Source organism: Desulfoconvexum algidum (assembly GCF_055382125.1).
In genome coordinates, this window is sequence record NZ_AP042394.1 from 5,794,599 (window position 1) to 5,815,836 (window position 21,238).

General features: G+C 47.5%; 18 protein-coding genes. 7 read left to right on the plus strand and 11 right to left on the minus strand.

Annotated elements, in window-relative coordinates; all coding sequences use genetic code 11:
* The first annotated feature begins 21 nt into the window (after positions 1-21).
* Together ACZ45G_RS26135 and ACZ45G_RS26140 are read left to right on the plus strand one after the other, a co-directional pair.
* Positions 22-1,209, plus strand: a complete 1,188-nt coding sequence (locus ACZ45G_RS26135) for a TraB/GumN family protein (RefSeq protein ID WP_464173520.1) — start codon at positions 22-24, stop codon at positions 1,207-1,209.
* Positions 1,210-1,331: 122 nt separating this feature from the next.
* On the plus strand, positions 1,332-2,543 hold the full coding sequence (locus tag ACZ45G_RS26140) for an EAL and HDOD domain-containing protein (protein ID WP_464173521.1): 1,212 nt from the start codon (positions 1,332-1,334) through the stop codon (positions 2,541-2,543).
* 46 nt (positions 2,544-2,589) lie between these two features.
* Here ACZ45G_RS26140 and purN read toward each other — a convergent pair whose 3' ends face one another.
* Together purN and ACZ45G_RS26150 are read right to left on the minus strand one after the other, a co-directional pair.
* Positions 2,590-3,357, minus strand: coding sequence for a phosphoribosylglycinamide formyltransferase (purN, locus tag ACZ45G_RS26145; RefSeq protein WP_464173522.1), 768 nt, complete (start codon positions 3,355-3,357; stop codon positions 2,590-2,592).
* Between the two features lie 53 nt (positions 3,358-3,410).
* Positions 3,411-3,632 carry a hypothetical protein gene (locus ACZ45G_RS26150; RefSeq protein WP_464173523.1) on the minus strand — a complete coding sequence of 74 codons (222 nt, stop codon included), beginning with the start codon at positions 3,630-3,632 and terminating at the stop codon, positions 3,411-3,413.
* 87 nt (positions 3,633-3,719) lie between these two features.
* On the opposite strand from ACZ45G_RS26150, the gene polA reads away from it, so the two are divergent.
* Together polA and ACZ45G_RS26160 are read left to right on the plus strand one after the other, a co-directional pair.
* Positions 3,720-6,398: a DNA polymerase I gene (polA, locus tag ACZ45G_RS26155; RefSeq protein WP_464173524.1), complete on the plus strand. Its 2,679-nt coding sequence runs from the start codon at positions 3,720-3,722 to the stop codon at positions 6,396-6,398.
* 65 nt (positions 6,399-6,463) lie between these two features.
* Complete coding sequence (locus tag ACZ45G_RS26160) at positions 6,464-7,294, plus strand: NAD(+)/NADH kinase (protein WP_464173525.1); 831 nt, start codon at positions 6,464-6,466, stop codon at positions 7,292-7,294.
* A gap of 55 nt (positions 7,295-7,349) precedes the next feature.
* Here ACZ45G_RS26160 and ACZ45G_RS26165 read toward each other — a convergent pair whose 3' ends face one another.
* A complete protein-coding gene (locus ACZ45G_RS26165; protein ID WP_464173526.1) occupies positions 7,350-8,858 on the minus strand; it encodes a methyl-accepting chemotaxis protein in 1,509 nt (502 codons plus the stop codon).
* A gap of 299 nt (positions 8,859-9,157) precedes the next feature.
* On the opposite strand from ACZ45G_RS26165, the gene ACZ45G_RS26170 reads away from it, so the two are divergent.
* A complete protein-coding gene (locus ACZ45G_RS26170) occupies positions 9,158-10,483 on the plus strand; it encodes an anaerobic C4-dicarboxylate transporter (RefSeq protein WP_464173527.1) in 1,326 nt (441 codons plus the stop codon).
* Positions 10,484-10,543: 60 nt separating this feature from the next.
* Here ACZ45G_RS26170 and ACZ45G_RS26175 read toward each other — a convergent pair whose 3' ends face one another.
* A complete protein-coding gene (locus ACZ45G_RS26175) occupies positions 10,544-11,245 on the minus strand; it encodes a response regulator (RefSeq protein ID WP_464173528.1) in 702 nt (233 codons plus the stop codon).
* A gap of 20 nt (positions 11,246-11,265) precedes the next feature.
* Positions 11,266-12,915 (minus strand): ATP-binding protein, encoded by a 1,650-nt coding sequence (locus tag ACZ45G_RS26180; protein WP_464173529.1) that lies wholly within the window; start codon positions 12,913-12,915, stop codon positions 11,266-11,268.
* An 806-nt stretch (positions 12,916-13,721) separates the two neighbouring features.
* Between ACZ45G_RS26180 and ACZ45G_RS26185 the strand changes: the two genes are divergently transcribed.
* The gene (locus tag ACZ45G_RS26185; protein WP_464173530.1) at positions 13,722-14,618 is read left to right on the plus strand and encodes a lysophospholipid acyltransferase family protein; all 897 of its coding nucleotides are present in this window, start codon (positions 13,722-13,724) and stop codon (positions 14,616-14,618) included.
* A gap of 776 nt (positions 14,619-15,394) precedes the next feature.
* Positions 15,395-15,961, plus strand: coding sequence for an elongation factor P-like protein EfpL (efpL, locus tag ACZ45G_RS26190; protein WP_464173531.1), 567 nt, complete (start codon positions 15,395-15,397; stop codon positions 15,959-15,961).
* An 83-nt stretch (positions 15,962-16,044) separates the two neighbouring features.
* Here efpL and ACZ45G_RS26195 read toward each other — a convergent pair whose 3' ends face one another.
* The 6 genes from ACZ45G_RS26195 to betA all read right to left on the minus strand — a co-directional run bounded on the left by ACZ45G_RS26195 (position 16,045) and on the right by betA (position 21,189).
* On the minus strand, positions 16,045-16,287 hold the full coding sequence (locus ACZ45G_RS26195) for a YheU family protein (protein WP_464173532.1): 243 nt from the start codon (positions 16,285-16,287) through the stop codon (positions 16,045-16,047).
* 56 nt (positions 16,288-16,343) lie between these two features.
* Positions 16,344-16,868: a 3-isopropylmalate dehydratase small subunit gene (locus ACZ45G_RS26200; RefSeq protein ID WP_464173533.1), complete on the minus strand. Its 525-nt coding sequence runs from the start codon at positions 16,866-16,868 to the stop codon at positions 16,344-16,346.
* Between the two features lie 9 nt (positions 16,869-16,877).
* Positions 16,878-18,164, minus strand: coding sequence for a 3-isopropylmalate dehydratase large subunit (locus tag ACZ45G_RS26205; RefSeq protein ID WP_464180021.1), 1,287 nt, complete (start codon positions 18,162-18,164; stop codon positions 16,878-16,880).
* 14 nt (positions 18,165-18,178) lie between these two features.
* On the minus strand, positions 18,179-18,763 hold the full coding sequence (locus ACZ45G_RS26210; protein WP_464173534.1) for a helix-turn-helix domain-containing protein: 585 nt from the start codon (positions 18,761-18,763) through the stop codon (positions 18,179-18,181).
* A 99-nt stretch (positions 18,764-18,862) separates the two neighbouring features.
* Entirely contained in the window at positions 18,863-19,501 is a 639-nt protein-coding gene (locus tag ACZ45G_RS26215) for an IMPACT family protein (RefSeq protein ID WP_464173535.1), read from the minus strand.
* Positions 19,502-19,527: 26 nt separating this feature from the next.
* On the minus strand, positions 19,528-21,189 hold the full coding sequence (gene betA, locus ACZ45G_RS26220) for a choline dehydrogenase (protein ID WP_464173536.1): 1,662 nt from the start codon (positions 21,187-21,189) through the stop codon (positions 19,528-19,530).
* Between the last annotated feature and the right edge of the window lie 49 nt (positions 21,190-21,238).

A 21,238-nucleotide genomic window follows, 5' to 3' on the forward strand; every position in this document is an offset into this window, starting at 1 on the left:
TGAAATAAAGGGCAATAGGGCATGGAAAACACGTTGGAACCAGCAGAAAAATCAGATATTCACAGATTATCCGTTCAGGGGAAGCAGATTATTTTAATCGGCACCGCCCATGTATCCAGACATAGCGCCCAATTGGTGACAGATACCATCCTGGAGCAAAACCCCGACACGGTATGTGTTGAGCTGTGTTCCACCAGACTTGCCTCCATCCAGGACTCAGACCGGTGGAGAAACATGGACATCGTAAAGGTGATCAAACAAAAAAAAGCCCTGATGCTCTTCATGAACCTGCTTCTGGCATCCTTCCAAAAAAAGATTGCCGATAAATTTGATATCAAACCCGGCCAGGAAATGATCAATGCCATTGAATCGGCGAAAAAAACAGATGCCCTTATTGTACCGGCTGACCGGGAAATACAAATCACCCTTTCGAGGGTCTGGCGGGGCATGGGATTCTGGGAAAAGCTTAAATTAATGATGTCCATTGTCTTTTCCTTTGGGGAGTCCGATGGTATCCAGGAAGAAGATATTGAAAGGATGAAGCAGGAAGATATCCTCCAAACCCTGCTGGCAGATGTAAAAGAAGCCCACCCTATAATTGAGAAGGCCCTGATTGATGAAAGGGACCAGTACCTGGCCCAAAGTATCCGGTCAGCTCCGGGGGAAAAAATTGTGGCCGTGGTGGGAGCGGCCCATGTTCCAGGAATTAAACGCTATATGGCAGATGACACCCCCATTGATCTGGCGGATCTTAACCAGATCCCGCCGGCGGGGAATATGGGCGAAATATTAAAATGGCTGATTCCCGGCCTTATTTTCCTCCTGTTTGCTGTTGGGTTTATGATGGAAGGGAAAAATGCCGGCACTGACATGATATGGATATGGATTGCGGCCAATGGTATTTTCGCAGGACTCGGCGCCATGCTGGCCATGGCCCACCCATATACCATCATATCCTCGATCATTGCAGCCCCCTTAACCTCCCTGAACCCCATGATAGCTGCCGGATGGGTATCAGGGCTCGTGGAAGCCTTTGCCCGGAAACCCAAGGTTCGGGACCTGGAAGCCATCCCCAATGATATTGTCTCCATAAAAGGGTTCTGGCGAAACAATGTCACCCGAATTCTATTGGTGGTTATTTTCACCAATCTGGGATCTTCCATCGGCACCATGACGGCGGTTCCCCTGATGCTCAAACTGCTTTCCTGATCCTTATCAGGATCCCCTTGATTTTGCGCTTTGACTCAGGTTATACTTGGGAAATAGACGTACATCATAGTTCACAATAAATTTTTTATTCCTACGAATAAGGTTGGGGGGAACTTTCCACCATGGATATATTTGTCGCACGACAACCTGTTTTTACTGCAAAAAAAAAAGTATTTGGATATGAACTCTTGTTCAGAAACAGCCTTGAAAATATCTTCCCGGATACTGACGGAAACAAGGCCACATCAACGGTGCTGTCCAATACCTTTTTCTCCTTTGGGCTCAATAAAATACTGGGAGGAAAACCAGGGCTGATTAATTTCACCAGGGATCTTGTCCTCCAGAAAACGCCCCTGCTTTTTCCAAAGGAGCATATTATCATCGAAGTATTGGAAGACATAGAGCCTGAACCTGCGGTGATTGAATCCTTAAGGGAATTCAATCAACAGGGATATAAAATTGCCCTGGATGATTTTGTATATGATCCCAAATTTGACACCATGATATCCCTTTGCGCCATGATCAAATTTGACCTTATGGTCACCCCTTTGGACACCCTTGAATCTGTCATTTCAGACATCAGGGCCAATCATCATCTCACACTTCTGGCTGAAAAAGTAGAGACCCACCATGAATTTGAACAAGCCAAAAAAATGGGTTTTGGCCTGTTCCAGGGCTATTTTTTCGCCAAACCTGAGATCCTCTCTGAAAAAGATATCTCTTCCGGCCAGATTACAAAGATGAAACTGATCAGCGAAGTTAACCAAAATAATTTAAATCTTGGAAAGATAGAAACCCTCATCAAAAACGATCTTTCCGTCTCGTTTAAATTGCTCAAATTCATAAACTCGGCCTATTTCAAACGTTCAATGGCCATTGACACCATCAAGGAGGCCATGACATTCATGGGGATTGATGAATTAAAAAAATTCATCAACGTGGTGGTGGTCTCGGATATGGCCGAACACAAACCCAATGAATTGATCCGATCTTCCATGATCCGTGCCAGGATGTGCGAGCAATGCGGGGGGCTGCTGAAAACCCATTTTACCACGGAGGAATTATTCACCATCGGTCTGTTTTCAGCCATGGATGCCATTCTGGACAGGCCCATGACAGATATTTTGAGCCATATCACCTTTTCAGACAAAATCAAGGATGCCCTTCTGGGAAAGGACAAGCAGTTCAGCCAGCTTCACACCCTTGTGACCAGTTTTGAAAAAGGCCAATGGGATCAAAAGTTCTTCAGGTTGATAGAGGGCAAAGCGATAATGAAAAAACTGCCAGAATTTTATCGAGACGCCATCCTACTGGCAGACTCTTTTTTCGCCTGACCTTAAGTTCATCGGGTCCTGATTATCGACGGATGATAGGTCAATTTCAGCCAATGGATTCCGCAAATTTCTGAATACAGGCGGGATAGAGTTCCCACTCTCGCTCAAGTCCTTTTCTTTTGACATCCTCCAGGGTATCGTTTTCTTCGATATCAAAGGATCGCTGGCCGATGATGGGCCCTGTATCTTCTCCGTAATCAACAAAATGAACCGTGCATCCACCGACTTTACACCCATACCGGAAGGTATCCCCATATCCGTCGGTACCCGGGAAGGAAGGCAGCAGGGCCGGATGGATATTCATAACCTTGTACTGGCCGGAAATTGTATTGATCCGGTCAATAAAATAGGGGGTCAACACCCGCATGAATCCGGCCAGAACCAAAAGGTCGATATCATAGGCAAGAATTTGGTCTAACAATATTTTTTCCGCAATGGCTCTGGATTTCAAAAAAAAGGTGAGGTCCATTGACGCGCCACTTAACGAACCACCTGATGCGCTACCTGAAGTATCCGTTGAAGTATCAGGTGTTACCAATTGCTGTTTTTCAAGAATCTTAGCCAGGTCAAAATCAGGGGGAAGATCTGAATCCTCAATACCTTGTTTACAGGATCGGATAATTTTGGCGTAATCCACCACAAAGGTGTCGATACCCGATCGTTCAGCCCGTTCAAGCCCTTTAACCTTTGGGGTGTCAGAGCCGGTAAAAAGAATCCTGGCATCAATGCTGCCGGCCGTGCAGGCATCAATAATGGCCTGGAGATTGGTTCCGCCTCCGGATATCAAGGTTCCCACATGGATGGTTTTGGCCATGGTATTTTCTCCTGTTTATAAAAATATATTGCTAAAAATCTATTGATAAACTTTTATTGATTTCCGAATCCATTCTGGGCGCCGCAATCCGGGCACGCCCAGGTGATCCCGTTGCAGGTCATGCCCCACTGGTTCTCATACATACATGCCTGGCAAATGGCAAACCCACACCGGCACTGCCAGCAGAACATAAATTCTTTCTGGCAGCAATGGCAAATTTTATTATTTTTTTGCCTGCGTTTATCCCGGCGGGCACGGCCGTTTTCCTTCATCATATAAATATACTTCTCCTTTTTTTAAAAAGATAGTATATATGCCCTTAATTTAAGAAAAATTCAATATCCAAAAAGGGTTATAATAAAATGGCAGTGAAAAAAATATTTCTCATCGACGGCAGTGCATTTTTATACCGGGCATTCCATGCCATTCGATCGCTTAGCACCGCCAATGGTCACCCCACCAATGCCACCTTTGGATTCACCCGTATTTTACTCAAATTGTTAAAGGAAAATACCCCGGAGTATGCCGTGGTCTTTTTTGATGTCAAAGGACCCACCTTTCGCCACGTCCTGTATGACCAATACAAGGCCAACAGACCACCCATGCCCGAAGAATTGGCCGTTCAGATCCCCGACGTAAAACGGATGATATCGGCCTTGAACATTCCCATTATCCAGAAAATCGGATTTGAAGCAGATGACCTGGTGGGTACCTATGCCCGCCTGGCCGAAAAACAGGGGTTTGAAGTGGTCATGGTCACCGGGGACAAGGATTTTATCCAACTTGTCACAGAACACTGCGTGCTATGGGATCCCATGAAAGATACCATCACCGATGTGGCCAAGGTAAAAGATGATATGGGAATAACCCCCATTCAATTTATCGATGTACTGGGGCTTGCCGGGGATACGGCCGACAATATTCCAGGGGTCAAAGGAGTGGGCCCAAAAACTGCCATTAAGCTCATTGCACAGTTTGGTTCCATTGATGGTGTCTATGAAAACCTGGACCAGCTTAAGGGCAAGAAAAAACTTTATGCGAGTCTTGCCGAAAGCCATGAAATCGTGCTCTTAAGCCGGGATCTTGCCACCATTGACAGAAAAATACGAGTCAAAGACAAAATTGAGGATTTCAAACTTCCTGATTTTGACACCCACAAGGCCTTTGAACTGTTCCAAGAACTTGAATTTAAAAATCTGGCCGCTGAATTTGCCCAGAAAGCCGATAAATCAAAAAAAGTCTATAAGCTGATCACCTCCACCCAGGAAATGGAAAAACTGGTAAAGGTCCTTGAAAACAAAGGGGTCTTTGCCATTGACACCGAGACCACTTCCAAACACCCCATGGAAGCCAAACTAGTGGGACTTTCCTTTTCCTATATGGACGACACGGGGTTTTATATTCCCATCGGCCATACCCATCCAAATGATATTGAGCAACCGGAAAAAAAAGAGATTCTCCGCATCTTCAAGCCCATCCTGGAAAACCCGGAAATCCACAAAGTTGGCCAGAACATTAAATATGATTATATTGTTCTGGCAAATTACGGCATCCGCCTTGCCGGCATTGTCTTTGACACCATGATAGCATCCCACCTGCTCAACCCGGCCACACGGGGCCACAGCCTTGACGGCATTGCCATGAATCTTTTCGGGTACAAGACCATTTCCTATGAGGAAATTGCCGGAAAAGGCAAAAACCAGATCGGATTTGAAGAGACCCCCATTGAAAACGCCGTTGATTATGCAGCAGAAGATGCCGATCTCACCTTCATGGCCTATGGGGAATTTAAACAGCAACTCCAGGAAAAAGAGCTGCTGCCCCTCATGGAAACCATTGAAGTGCCGCTGATTACCGTGCTTGCCAACATGGAAATGGCAGGCATACGAGTGGATGCAAACGCCCTGGCCCAATTGTCTGTCACCTTTACAGCTGAGATGAAAATTCTTGAACAAGAAATATATGATCTGGCAGGCGAGGAATTTAATATCAATTCTTCCCAACAGCTGGGGGTGATTCTCTTTGAAAAGCTCCAGCTTAAAACCAGCAAAAAAACCAAAAAGAAAACCGGATATTCCACGGATGTACACGTGCTGACCCTGCTTGCCAAAACCCATGAACTGCCGGACAAACTGCTCCGATACCGGACCCTGGGCAAGCTCAAATCAACCTATGTGGAATCGCTTATCCAATTAATTCATCCGGATACCGGGCGTATCCATACCTCCTTTAACCAGACCATCACGGTGACCGGCCGACTTTCCAGTTCAAAACCCAACCTCCAGAATATTCCCATCCGGAAAAAAGAGGGCAAACTCATTAGGGAAGCCTTTATCCCGGAGGAAGGGCATACCCTGATTTCAGCGGATTATTCCCAGATTGAACTTCGCGTCCTGGCCCATTGCGCCGAAGACAAAATTCTGATTGAGGCCTTTAACAACGATGAGGATATCCATACCCGGACCGCCCTTGAGGTCTTCCAGGTGATGGAAGCATTTATCACCGATGAATTGAGAAGCCAGGCCAAGGCCATTAACTTCGGGATCGTATACGGCATGAGTGCCTTCAGACTCTCCAATGAATTAAATATCAGCCGGAAAATGGCCACGGCCTATATTGACAACTATTTCAAGCGATATGCCGGTGTGAAACAATTTATTGACAAGACCATTGAACGAACAAAAGAAACCTGCGAGGTAAAGACTATTTTTGGCCGAAGACGGCGCCTGGATGATATCCGGTCCTCCAATGCCAATCTGAGGAACTTTGCCCAGCGAGCCGCCATTAATACCCCCATCCAGGGAAGTGCCGCCGACCTGATCAAACTTGCCATGATCAAAATGGAAGCGGCCCTGGTGAAAAATGAGATGGCCTCCAGGATGCTGCTGTCGGTCCATGATGAAATCATATTTGAAACCCCTTTGGAAGAAAAAGACCAATTGATACGACTTGCCCGGGAAGTCATGGAAAATGTATATCCCCTCAAGGTCCCGTTAAAGGTTAATTTCGGATCTGGAGAAAACTGGGCCCTGGCACACTAAAATCCGGCAACCCCTATAAACAAATCAACCAAAGACAAATGGACACAAAAGGATTGCACCAAAATATGGAAAACCAACGCGTCGGGATTGTCATCAAGAATGAACTCTATGCCCAGGACAAAGCCCGGGGACTGATCCAGAGGCTTGGAGATAAATGCGTGGTGATTGATACCCAAGGGGAAACGGTTAGTCATCTACCCGAAAATCTCGTCTGTATCATTGTATTGGGAGGAGATGGCACCTTTTTAAGTGTCGCTCGATTCATTGAAGACAAAAATATTCCCCTGATGGGCGTAAAATTCGGGGAGGTCGGATTCCTGGCTGAGACCACGGAGGAGAATCTCCATGAGGCCATTGAGGCCGTATTCAAAGGAGATTATATTATCCGGGAGCGGGCCAGGCTCAATATCAAAGTGATGCGCAAAGGAGAGCAGATCATTGATGTGAATGTTCTCAATGATGCCGTTATCAACAAGGCCGCCCTGTCTAGGCTTGCTTCCTGTGCCGTCTATCTGGATGATACCTATCTGACCACCTACCGGGCCGACGGCCTTATTGTGGCGACCCCCACCGGCTCCACCGCCTATTCCCTGGCGGCCGGAGGACCTGTGGTGCATCCGGAAGTTCCCTCCATCATTTTAACCCCCATCTGCCCCTTTACCCTGACCAACCGACCTTTGATTATTCCCGACACCACCCGGGTAGAAATCCGGCTTGAGGGCAGTCCCGAAGATATGATCCTGACCCTGGACGGCCAGGAGGGTTTTGAAATGGACCCAAGGGATAAAATATTTATCAAAAAAAGCCGAAATGCCGTCAAAATGATCTCCCTGGAAGATCAATCCTATTTCAAGGTATTAAAAACCCGGCTCAAATGGAGCGGCGGCAGAAGCTGATTTTTCCCTGATGACCCAACACAGAGGGTCCAGCTGACAGCCAAACACGTTTTTTTTAAGCCGGGCTGTCCACCATTTTGACCATTTCCCGGGCCAGGGTTAAAAGGGTGCCGGCATTCTGATCCACCCGGGCTGCTCCGGATTCAACCCCTTTTGCTGTCTCTTCCAATTGGGAAATATCATGGGACACCTGTTTAAGGCCTTCATCATTTTCTTCCATCATCTGATTTACCGACAAAAACCCATCAGAGGCTTCGTTAATATTTTTGGCCACCTCATTGGTGGCGGCGGACTGTTCTTCCACAGCCCTTGCAATTCCCGCAACCCGGGTATTTGCTTCCTGAACAACTCCGGTAATGGCATCCATTTCTCTTGTGGAGCGATGGGTGGCTTCCTGGATCTCCTTTACCTGGCGGTTGATCTCACTGGCGGATTCAGACGTCTGAACCGCCAACACCTTGATTTCCGTGGCCACAACAGCAAATCCTTTCCCTGCCTCCCCCGCCCTTGCCGCCTCTATGGTGGCATTCAATGCCAATAGATTGATCTGCTCAGAAATATCGCCGATGGCATCAGTTATTTTATTGATGGCAGTGGCAGATTTCCCCAAAAGGGCCATCTGGGCAACAGCAGATTCACTTTGATCAACGGCCCGGGTGGTTATCTCACTGGTTTTCTCCGTGCTTTGGGCAATATCGGTGATGGTGGCGGTCATTTCTTCTGTGGCAGCTGCAATATTGGTAAAATTATTCGTGGTCTTTGCCATAAAAGAAACCATGGAAGACGAATTGGCATTCACCTTTTCTGCAATCCCAGCCACGCTGGATAATTTGGCCGTCATCTTTTGAGCATCTAGGGCCATATCACCCGAGAATTCAGATAAATTTATGGAAGTCTGATTCAGGAGGTCGGCATTATCGTGCACCCCTTTAAAAACACCTTCCATGGTTGTAGTGGCGGACTGGATTTTTTCTGTGTTGACCATGCTTTCCCAATACCAGAGGTAATTGTCCTTGGCCATGCGAATGAACATAAACATGGAGAAGGCACACAAAACGCCCACCCCGATCCCCAGGGAGGAGCCATTGAAGAACCCCCAGAGACAGACAGGCACCATCATGAGCAATGTAAAATTCATGGAAAGAGAAAAATGAGGCCCTAACGAACTGGTGGCACCGGCCGCCAATCCGCAGATGATCACAAGGGTAAAAAACAAAGGCCATTCTAACGGGTAATAAATTGCCATCATCAGCCCCAGTATTCCCCATAAAATACCGGACAATAGATTAAACCCTAAAATCGTTTTGATCCAGGCCTGGGGGGCCAGGTCAAACCCCTTTACAACCTTTTTTGCCATTAGGATTCTAATGCCGGAAATCACAAAGATAAGCGCTCCAAAAACTGTCATAACCAGGGGATGATCTGTTTTCATGGGAGTGATCACTGCGACAAAGACAAACAATGCAAAATGGGCAACCACAGAGGTCAACGACCGGCTGGCAAGGGCCAGTACCTGTTCTTTTTTATACCTTGCAATTAATTTTGAATCGACCGCTTTTCCCATGAAAAACCTCCCTTCGTTATTAGAAACATAAAAAGCGCTAACAAAACAATGTTCACATCGTTTCTCACAAAAACAGCTTTAAAGTCAAGAAGAAATCAGCCGTTGCCGGGTATGACATTCTACAAAAATTGAAAAACCACATTTCCTTGTGACCAAAATGAACAAAATACGCATAAAAAACAAAATACTCTTTAATTTCAGAAACTTTACGATATTTAAAGGATCCTTTATCCTGTGTTTCATATGCTGCAAACACACACAGATTGCAGAAAATTTAATCCGAAAAAAGGAATTTAAATATGTTGTATGTCCAATTTTTGTTTCTATTGTTGATCCTTTATATGGGCAGCCGGTATGGCGGCATTGGCCTTGGCGTTGTTTCCGGTATCGGCCTTGTGGTTGAAGTCTTTGTTTTCCAGATGCCCCCTACCTCCCCCCCCATTACGGTGATGCTGATCATCATGGCTGTGGTGACCTGCGCCTCCATCCTGGAAGCGGCAGGCGGGTTGAAATACATGCTCCAGATAGCAGAACGGGTACTCCGGTCCAACCCCAAAATGGTCACCCTGCTCGGCCCTTTGGTCACCTATATCATGACATTCATGCTGGGGACCGGCCACGCCGTTTACTCGGTCATGCCCATTATCGGTGATGTTGCCCTGAAAAATAATATTCGGCCGGAACGGCCCATGGCAGCAGCTTCTGTTGCTTCCCAGATGGGAATTACCGCCAGCCCCATTTCTGCGGCAGTGGTCTATTATCTGTCACAATTATCAGATATTGCGCCCGATCTGACCCTGTTCTCCATCCTCAGCGTAACCATCCCGGCCACCCTTGCAGGCGTTCTTGCCATGTCCCTTTACTCCATGAGAAGGGGGGCAGAACTTGCAGATGACCCTGAATACCAGAAACGCATGGAAGATCCCCTATTTCGTAAAAAGGTGGAAGAAACCACCGCCACAACCCTCAATGAAACACTGCCCAAGGCAGCCCGCCAGTCTGTTATCTTGTTTGTCCTGGCCCTTATCACCATTGTCATCATCGCCATGTTCCCTGAAATCAGAACCATCAGCGGCAGTGAAAAGGCCATCAAGATGTCTGTGATCATCCAGATGATGATGCTGGCCTTTGGTGGACTGATCCTTCTTGTCACGAAAACAAAGACAGCCAAGGTGCCCGAGGGCGTTGTGTTTAAATCCGGTATGGTAGCGGCCATTGCCATCTTCGGCATTGCCTGGATGAGTGATACCTACTTTAAGTTTGCCCTGCCCAGTTTTAAAGCCGGAATCATTGAAATGGTACAAAACTACCCCTGGACATTTGCTCTGGCCATGTTTCTTGTATCTGTTGTGGTGAACAGCCAGGCTGCCACCTGCCGGATGATGCTGCCAGTGGCGCTGGGCATGGGCCTCTCACCGGCCCTGGTAATTGGCATCATGCCCTCTTGTTACGGATATTTCTTTATTCCCAACTACCCTTCGGATATTGCCACGGTTAACTTTGACGTCACCGAAACGACTAAAATAGGTAAATACTATTTTAACCACAGTTTTATGGTGCCGGGTTTAATTGGCGTCATCGTTGCCTGCTGCGTGGGATACCCCCTGGCCCAGGTGTTTATCTAAATCCTTCAACCTAAACTTCCAACCCGTCTTTGTCAAAAAAATCGCTGACAAAGACGGGTTCTATCTTTCATGGGGTGCCTGGGGGAAATACCGGCGCTCGGGCCGGCCGACACTGCCATAAATCAAATCTGCCCGCAATTCACCCGTGGTAATCATGTACTCCAGATAACGCCTGGCGGTTGAACGGCTGGCCCCGATTCGTTCCCCCGCCTCTTCCGCAGAGAGGCCATTGGGATTATTTTTTTGAAAGGCCTTTTGCACCTTGCCCAGGGTCAGGACATCAATTCCCTTGGGGACACTGTCTGCCTGGGCAGACGACGACACCTGGAGGGGATGGGTTAACGCATCAATATCCCTTTGTTCCAGCGTATCTGTCTGCTGCAGCTGCCCATGGTACTGGCGAAAACGGTCCAGAGCCTGTTCAAACCGGGAAAAAATAACCGGTTTAACCAGATAATCAAAGGCACCGGCCCGCATGGCCTGCTGTACATCCACCACATGCCTGGCCGCCGTGATGAGAATGACGTCAACGGCCTGGCCCTCCCCCCGCAATTGATGCAAAATATCCATGCCGTTTCCATCGGGCATATAAAGATCCAGCAGCAGCAGGTCGGGTGCCAGCAGTTTCACCAGTTCACGGGCCTGCCCCAGGTTCTGGGCAATACCCGCCACCGTAAAGCCCCTAACTTTTTCGACAAAAAACCGGTGCATCTCTGCAATTCTTGTATCATCCTCAATAATTAATACGCGTATGGCGTTCATAGTATCCTTTTTTGTCCATATTATCCTTTTTTATCCGGGTGTTTGGGGAGGCTCAGGGTAAACAGAGCACCTCCAAGATCACCGGTTGAAACCGTTAATTGACCGTTTAAATCTGTCAATAATCTGTCGACCAGATAAAGCCCCACCCCATGAAAATCCCCCTTAAGACCCTTGAATTTTTTGCTGGAATATCCCTTGGAAAAAATTTTTTCCTGGAGCTCAATGGAAACACCGGGGCCGGAATCCTCCACCTCAAAAATCAAATCATGGCCCATATCGGTCATGAACAACTGAATGCAGGCAGGCCGACAACCATCCAGGGCAGCCTCCAGTGCATTGTCCAGCAAATTGCCCAGAATACTTACCAGCTTGTCCTGGTCATAGGCCTCGGGGATTTGGACCATGGTGCTGTCCGGATTGAGCAAAAAATCCACTTTCATTTCCAAGGCCCTATTGTATTTACCCATGATAATGGCCGCAAGGCCCGGATGGGGCACTGCCCGGTTCAAAAACTGAATCAGGCTCTGCAAACCGGAAGACTCCCGGCTCACAAGTTCGAGGGCTTCCTGGTAGGCGGCCATCTGAAGCAGACCGGCCAGGGTGTGCAGTTTGTTTGAATATTCGTGGGCCTGAACCCTGAGCATCTCGGAAAACTGCTGGGTCTGGCGCAATTTTGCCTGGAGCCTGTGAAAATCCTCCAGGCGACGAAAGCTGGCCACCATTCCCTGTACCCGTCCGTGGTCTTTAATGGGAACACTGGTCAACAAAAGCGCCTGGCCGTCCACAATTACCTCACAAAATGACTCTTGGGGATGGGGGTGTAAGAGCCCTTTAAAATCACTGGTACCAAACACCTCATTGACAGATTTCCCGATAATATTTTTATCTGATTCAAACCCGCAAAATTCCAATGCCGCCGGGTTGATCAGGCGGATATCCTGTTGTTCGCCCACGGCAATGATCCCGTCCCGGATGGATTCCAAAATAGCCTGGCGCTCCAGGTAAAGGGCTGAAATCTCCCGGGGTTCCAGCCCCAGGGTCTGTTTTTTTACATACCGGGCGATTCCGGTAGCCCCCAGCAACACCACCACAAAGAGCATAAAAATAAGGGTTGCCGGCTCCCGCTGATGATCCTTAACGGTTTCCAACACTTTTGTCTGCAGATACCCCACAGAAACAAACCCAATGACCTTATCTCGTTCGTTAAATACCGGCACAATACTGCGAAGTGACGGCCCCAGTGTGCCAACGGCTTCGGATACATAGGCCTTACCCTGATCAAGGGCGGCTGTTTCATCCCCTCCCACAAACCGTTTACCTATTTTTTCAGGATCGGGATGGGAGAACCGACGGCTCCCACGGTCAGCAATGACCACAAATTGGGCACCTGTTCTTTTGCGAACCTGGCCCGCCAGCTGTGCAAGCTCTCCTTGGGGGTCGTTTCCTTTCTTAAGAACTGTATGCACGAGCGGCATCATGGCAACCGTGTGACCTATATCCAGGGCGCGTCTTCCAATTTCTGCCTTTGAAAGATTGCCGATAAAAGTGGTAAAAATAGCACCGCTGACAAACAGCGCCCCAAACACAACCAGAAATACCAAAATAAACATCTGTCCCTGTAGACTGGCCGGATAAAGGAATCTAATTACCTGTTGAATGGGTCGGGTCATAAAAACATCCTCTTGTTACCATGGTATAGAAAAAAACAGCTGATCCCTCTATATAGTAGATTAGGCCCTTATCTGTGTCAAGGCGATGCCAAGCGGTCCAACAATTCTTCAGTAACCATGTACCCAGAAAACCTCGCCAGGATAAATATTTAAATATGCGATCAAACCATATCCCAATAATCCCCTTCAGTCGGTTCGCCTTACCAGCTTTATGATGACTTTTGGGCAAGTTTATATGACTTACCGAGGATTGTGATTCCTTAAAACTAAGCACCATGACCCGCTTCAACGGACATAAAGATTTGATCTATATAATGAACAGCCAGACCCCTCACCGACCTCTGGACAAACTCCGCAGTCGCAATGTTTAAAATACCGATTCAAATCGGAACGGCCTATCAGACAACTCCAATATACCGTAATGAGTTTTTGACTCTTTGGTAATAAGCTTTCCCATGAGACTATGGAATTATACGGTTTTCTGTTTATCCCGCTAATTTGAGTGTTATGCTGTTAGAAATTAAAATGTTTCAAGAAACTTTGTTGTAATTCCCACGTCTCTTTGATAGCAATCTGTATGTTACTCGATTTGTTATTTTTGTATGTTCCACAGAAAAAAATTGTAGAAGTCCTTGTTGGGATTGATACGCATTGAACGATTAGGAACAGATTGAAATATACCAGACCGATGATAGGCAGACACAGATCCAGGTCCGATTGGAACAGGATGGATGTTGTTGTGATCGACATTGAGATTTCAGTGCCGAATCAAGGTTTAACTCTTTTATCAGAAGGCAATTGATACCATGAATGATGATCTGATTTATAGATGCATTAGGCTCCTTGTCCGTATTATAGGTAAAATTCCCATTGGGTTTGCTGAGTTTTTGTCCCGTCTTCTGGGCCTGCTCTGGTTCCGGTTTGACAAGCGACACCGGCGGGTCACCCTTAATAATCTTACCCATGCATTTGGCAAAGAGATACCCCCTGACCAGATCGAAATCCTGGCCAAACAGGTGTTTAAAAACCTTGCCAGTATGCTTTTTGAGATGACCTGGTCAGCCTGCCTGTCCCGGGACCAGCTATTATCCCATGTTGAGATCAAAGGACTTGAGCATATTCGAAAGGCCCATGCCAAAGGTCGGGGCGTGCTTGTGATCTCAGGGCATATGGGCAATTTTGAGATGCTGATGCCAGGCCTTTACGGTACAGGGATGAAGGGATATGCCATCTATCGGCCCCTGGACTTTGAACCGTTGGAGCGATTTTTAACCCCGTTGAGGGAGCGGTTTAATGTGACCTTGATCCCCATGCGCAATGCCGCCCCAAAAGTAATAGACAGCCTTGCATCAGGCGGGGTGCTAGGGACCATGCTGGACCAGAGTGTGGACTGGTCCAGAGGTGTTTTTGTGAATTTTTTCGGTCGGCCTGCCTGCACCAGTAAAGGGGTGATCAAGCTGGCCATGAAGGCCCAGACCACTGTGATTCCACTGTACACCATTCGGTCCAACCGCAAATATTTAATTGAATTTTTGCCAGAGCTACCGCTTCAGTATACCCAGGATCCCATTGGAGATATTGAGGTCAATACCCAGAACATCACCAATATTCTGGAGTCGGTCATTCGGGAATATCCCGATCAATACTTCTGGGTCCATAATCGTTGGAAAACCAAAAATTATTGTTCCTGGCCCCGGCCATGATTTAAAAAAGAAAAGAGGGTTGGACCAAGCAAATTCTTGCACCCACTGTTAAAAAAATGGAAGAATTTTCAAACAAAGAAAATGCTGACGGATAAACCGCGGGGTTTGGGGGTTAAACTATATGAACCTGAGACTGCATCAAACCGAATTATTCAAAATTCCACCATTATAAAAAATCAAATTTAAGGCTGAGCCATTCTGGCTATAAATCAAGCTTTTCAGGCATGGGGAAATCCTGTGGACTCTGTGATTGATCGCTTTCTTTAAAATTTCAAAACCACAAGATCTGGTATGCCACAATCGTCAATCCCGCTGATAGGAAAATAAACCGGTACTTTATAAAATAATTTATGGCTCAAATAATCTTTGATATCCAGTGGAAGTCAGGTAGCCTTGCAAAGCTGCGGATTTTGGATCTGTTTTTACAAATTCTTAATGAAGCGGAACGTAAAACAGCGCTCGTAGAGAAGCTATCCTTACAACTGTTTGAGGACACACTTGCCCGGAGTTTGTCTGTTTAGTGAGGCGAATTTAGAAGTTGTAAAACAGATCCAAGTCCAGAGCGTGCAAGGTGACCTGGCCGGAACAGGTCCTGGCGATCTGTGTCTCAGCAGTTCCAAATAGTTCTGATTTTTAAAAACCGGTGACCGACAATTGCCGGAACAACAGCCATAACTATTTATTTCCCTTCATTATTTTGTCCTTGTGCTTTTAAATTTCTCTTTTCAATGGTATGGATACCTTTTTTATAATAGATAAATAGTTAGGAGTATAAAATGCCCAAGGCCTGTGATTTAAAAAAAGGCAATGTTGTGGAGATAAATGATAACGCCTATATTGTGAAAGATATTGATGTAAGATCACCCTCTGCAAGGGGGGCTGTGACCCTTTACAAGGTAAGGTTCAACAACATCAGGACCAAACAAAAATATGAAGAGACCTTCAAGGGCAATGATATGCTCAATGACGTCGCCCTGACCAAAAGGACTGTACAATATTTATACCCCGACGGTGCCCTCCATGTGTTCATGGACACCCAGGAGTATTCCCAGTATATGATAGAAGAGGATGCCATCCAGGATGAACTCGTCTGGATTACAGACGAAATGGAAGGCCTGGTAGGACTTATCATTGATGAAAACATGGTGGCCATTGAAATACCCATTGCCCTTGTTTTTGAAATATCTGAAACAGCGCCCGGTCTCAAAGGGGCCAGCGCAACAGCAAGAACCAAGCCTGCAACCCTTTCAAATGGTGTTGAAATTCAGATCCCGGAATACCTGGAGCCCGGAGAAATGATCAAGGTCAATACCGAAACAAAAAAATTCATGTCCAGGGCCTGATCCCTGGGGCGTCAATCCTTTAGGGCACCAATCCTTTAGGGTACCAATCCTTTAGGGTACCAATCCTTTAGGGTACCAATCCTTCAGGGCGCCAACTCCTTTAACAAAGGGTCATCCCTGTGAAAAATATTGCAGGTCTGAGTTTTGCTATCAAACACCAGGATGGCATTGCCCGAGTTTAGGTTCTGATGGACCTGACGCACCTTTGTTTCCAGGGATACTTCAACTGCACCGTAGTCTGTGCTTTCCCGGGTTATAAATTCCTCTATCACCCCCTGGAGAGCTTCTTTGCTTAATTGATCATGGGGAATCCGTATCGCCGTCATTAATAAATAAGAGCCGTGTCATCCCAGATGACACGGCTCTTCCTTTCGGGGTTTATTTAATAGTTTTTGTCTGCATATTCAAGCCAGCCGCCTGTCTGAACAAGGGTTTTATCAAATTCAGAAATAGCAAAGCCAAGGGTCAGATTCTTGTCTGGTGCGGTCACCTGGATCAGGGAGGTTTCAACATCCACCGAAAGGAATGTATCACCGGCCTTGCAGCAATCAAAAAGGATATCAATCTCTTGTTTTTTGAGTGTAATGGCCAGCATACCGCAGTTGAACATATTCTGCCTAAAAATCCGGGCAAAACTCTGGGCAATCACCACATAAATTCCGTTGACCTCAAGGGCCCAGGGGGCATGCTCCCGGGAAGAACCACACCCGAAATTTTCCCGGGTGACGATGATGGCAACATCTTTCAGGTCTCGTTTTACATTAAAGCCGTCAAGCACAAGGTCTTCCAGCAGATGGGGCTGCATGGCTTTTTTTTCGATCTCCGTCAGATATTTGGCCGGTATAATTTCATCGGTATTAATGTCAGACCGGTCCAGGCACAATATTTTTCCTTTAAATTCTTTCATGGGGCTCTCCTAATTGACAAAAAGACTGGAATTTGCGATTTTTCCCTGGATAGCGGTGGCAGCGGCGGTGGCTGGACTCATCAAATGAACCATTCCCCCTTTGCCCATGCGGCCATTGAAATTTCTGTTGGTGGTGGCAGCTGCCACCTCTCCCTGGGCCAAAACACCGTTACTCATGCCCAGGCAGGCGCCGCAGGTGGGATTGGTCACACAAAACCCCGCCTCCATAAATATTTTGATCAACCCCTCCTCAAGTGCCATGGAAAATATCTTGGGGGTTGCCGGGGAAACAATGGCCCGAACACTGTCTTTGACTTTTTTCCCCTTGAGCACCTGGGCTGCCACCCGCAAATCTTCAATGCGTCCATTGGTGCAGGACCCGATATAAACCTGATCCACAGGGGTATCGCCCATCTGGGAAACCGGGCGTACGTTATCGGGTTTAAAACCAAAGGTGGTCAGAGGTTCAAGCTCACTCACATCAATGGTTTTTCGCCGTGCATACACGGCATCCTTATCGGATGAAAATTGGGTAAAAGCGGCAAGGGCTGCTTCCCTGTCCTCGTACTCGTCTTTAATAAAGGGCCACAAATACTCAACCGTGGTTTCATCAGGCAGACAGATCCCGCTGGTGGCACCTGCCTCCACTGCCATGTTGGAAATAGTCATTCGCTGGTCCATGGTCATGGCATCGACCACACTTCCGGCAAATTCAATCACCATGTTGGTGGCACCGTCCACGGAAATCTGACGGATCACCTCCAGGATGATATCCTTGGCATAGACCCCTTGCTTGAGGGACCCCACAATTTCAATCCTGAAAGTTTCCGGTCGTTTAAAGGTGGCAACCCCTTTTAAAATCCCCACTTCAAGATCCGTGGTGCCAACCCCTGCGGCAAAGGCACCAAAAGCACCATGGGTACAGGTATGTGAATCCCCCATAATAATGGTAAACCCGGGGCGGACAAAGCCTTTTTCCGGAAATATCGCATGACAGACCCCGTTGTTGCCGATGTCAAAAAAATCCTTGATGCCATGGCGACTAGCCCATTGCCGGAGAATCTTCCCCTGCAGGGCAGTTTTAGAATCCTTGGCAGGGGTGACATGGTCAATTACCGCCTTGATCTTGTCCGGGTCAAACACCCGGTCTTTGCCCCGGCTCACAAGGTCCTGGATGGCCGTGGGGGTTGTAATTTCATGGCAGAAAACCCTGTCCAATTTTAATACACAGACATCACCGAAGGGTTCATCCACAAGGTGGGTTTCAAAAATTTTTTCCGCAATTGTTTTTCCCATCATTTACTCCGCTATTATGTTATTTTTCCATCAAAATAATCTTCGCCGTCTGCTGGGGTAACAACCCAATAGGCCTGAAAAAGAAGGTCTGACACATTTTCGATCACATGGGGAATCTGGGAAAAAAAGGAGATGGAATCCCCGGCAGTGATATCGTAGGTTTCTTCCCCGTAAATCAATTGAGCACTCCCTGATACAACAATTCCCAGTTCCCTGCCCAAATGCCCGTCAACTGCGTCCCCCCGTTTTTGACCCGGGGCCAGCTCCAGAAAAAAAGCGCTGAAGGAATGGTTCCCCTTTTCCTGGCTTTCACCGCAAAGTTTCTCATATTTAAAGCCCTTTCGCTGGTAAATTTTTCTTTCATCTCGCTTGATAATTTCAACCCGTGAGTGGATTTCATAATCCTTGAAAAATTTAGCGGGCGAGACCCCGTATACTTCCAATAATTGAAGCAGCGTGTCCAGGGAAGGAGATATTCTGTTTCTTTCAATCTGGGAGAGTAAACTGGAACTGACCCCCGCTTTGCCGACAACTTCCTTGATGGTCAAACGTTTCGAGTTTCGTATGGCCCGTAACAGGGCTCCCAGTTTTGTTTTCATAATCCACCAATTTAAGTATACTTAATTAAATTTTAAGTATACTTAAATTTTAAGGCTTGTCAACCGATTTTTCCGGGGATTAAAGTTTTCCACCAGATGCTAACCGGTTGGAAGAACCGTGTAAGCAAGTGCCCCCTGATGCTGATATTCTGCGAGAAACGCCTTAAATGCCGTCATCTGGTCATCCTCCACTTCAATTTCATGGACAACCACCTCTGTATAATCCGTGTGCACTATAACTGCCTGGAACCGATTGAGCTGATTTAAAAAGGGGTCATTGAGACCATAGGCGAGGGTCACACAAATTGAGGCCGTCTTGACCAGCTTGACCAGCGGTTCCAGTTCAATGGCTGCGGTCACAGCTTCGGAATAGGCCTGGATCAATCCCCGGATCCCAAGCTTCACCCCGCCGTATTGCCGGGTCACCACCGCTGTGATTTGGGACATCCCATGGCTGTGCAAGGTGTTGAGCATGGGTTTGCCGGCCGTGCCCCCGGGCTCCCCGGCATCTGAACTATGAAAAATTTCTCCGGTTTCCCCCACAATATAGGCCCAACAATTATGGGTGGCGGTTTTATTCTCCTTTGAAACCTTTGTAATAAAAGCCTTTGCCGCCTCAATTGAGGCGGCAAAGGCCAGGGAACAGGTAAACACAGACCGCTTGATTTTAATCTGGGCAACGCGGACAGGATCTGTCGTTGCAGTCCCCACAGAATAGTAATATTTTTTCCCCTGCATTAAATACCATGCCCTTGTTTACAATATCAGACTCGTTGATGCCGGTAGAACTTTGCCGTTGACGGCGGTTCCAGGGTGTTGCCCAAAATTAGGTCCGCCGCTTTTTCCGCCACCATCATGGTGGGTGCATATATATTACCGTTGGTCACAATGGGCATGACCGAGGCATCCACCACCCGCAGATTCTCAATCCCGTGAACTTTCATGGAATTAGGATCCACCACTGCCATATCGTCTGTTCCCATTTTACAGGTGCAAGAGGGGTGCAATGCGGTTTCCGCATCCTTTGCCACCCAGTCCAGAATATCTTTGTCTGTCTGGATATGGTTGCCAGGCGAGATTTCTCCGTCGTTGAATTCATCAAAGCAGGGCTGGTTCATGATTTTTCGGGCACAGCGGATGGTTTCCACCCATTCCTTTCGGTCCTGGTCTGTGGACAGGTAATTAAAACGCAGGGCCGGGTATTGCCTGGGGTCGGCAGATTTGAGTTTCACAGACCCCCTGGTATTGGAGTACATGGGGCCCACATGGACCTGGTAGCCATGGTCGGTACTGGGCTGGCTTCCGTCGTACCGGATGGCCAGGGGCAGAAAATGAAACTGGATATTGGGGTATTCAACCTCATCGTTGCCTCTGATAAACCCGCCAGCCTCAAAATGGTTTGTGGCGGCCGCCCCTGATCTGTGGAAGAGCCACTGGTATCCGATAAATGGCTTTTTCCACCATTTCAGGGAAGGGTTCATGGAGACGGGTTTTTTGCTTTTGTACTGGACATAGACCTCCAGATGATCCTGCATGTTTTCGCCTACCCCTGGCAGGTCCTGGACCACGGGAATCCCAAGGTCTTTGAGTTCTTGTGCAGGGCCCACACCTGAAACCATCAGGGTCTGGGGGGAGTTTATGGCCCCGGCGCAGCAGATGACTTCTCCTGCCGAAACCGTCTGGGCACGTCCTTTTTTCCCTTTGACAAATTCAACGCCAACGGCTCGTTTGCCCTCAAACAAAATCTTGTTGGTAAAGGCCCGGCAGATTACGGTCAGGTTTGGCCGTTTTTTCAAAACAGGGTGAACATAGGCCCTTGCAGCACTAAGCCGGCGGCCCCGGCTGATGTTCCGTTCAAAGGGTCCGAATCCTTCCTGGCGATATCCGTTGACATCATCGGTAAGGGGGTAGCCGGCGGCTTTGGCAGCAGTCAGAAAGGCATTAAACAAGGGATTCTTGCAGGGGCCTTCTTCCAGGGTCAAAGGCCCTTTTGTGTCATGGTAGTCATTGGGCCCTTTGAGTCTGTTCTCCGCCCGCATAAAATAGGGAAGGTTGTGGGCGTAATCCCAGTTTTCCATGCCCGGAGCCGTTGCCCATTTTTCATAATCCATGGCATTGCCCCGGATGTAGATCATGCCGTTGATGGAAGAAGACCCCCCCAGAACCTTGCCCCGGCCGTGAAAAACTTTCCTGTTCTGCATATGGGGTTCGGGTTCGCTTTCATAACACCAGTCATAAAATTTATTACCCAAAGGATAGGTTAATCCTGCGGGCATGTGGATAAAAACGTCCCAGATATAATCGGGCCGACCGGCTTCCAGAACCAGCACCTGGGTTGAAGGGTCCTGGCTGAGCCGGTTGGCAAGCACACACCCGGCGGATCCGCCCCCGATAATGACATAGTCATAGGTTTGTTTCATTTTCATGTTCATGTTCTCCTTTTCAATACGAGCTGCACCGGCCTGATATTTACGG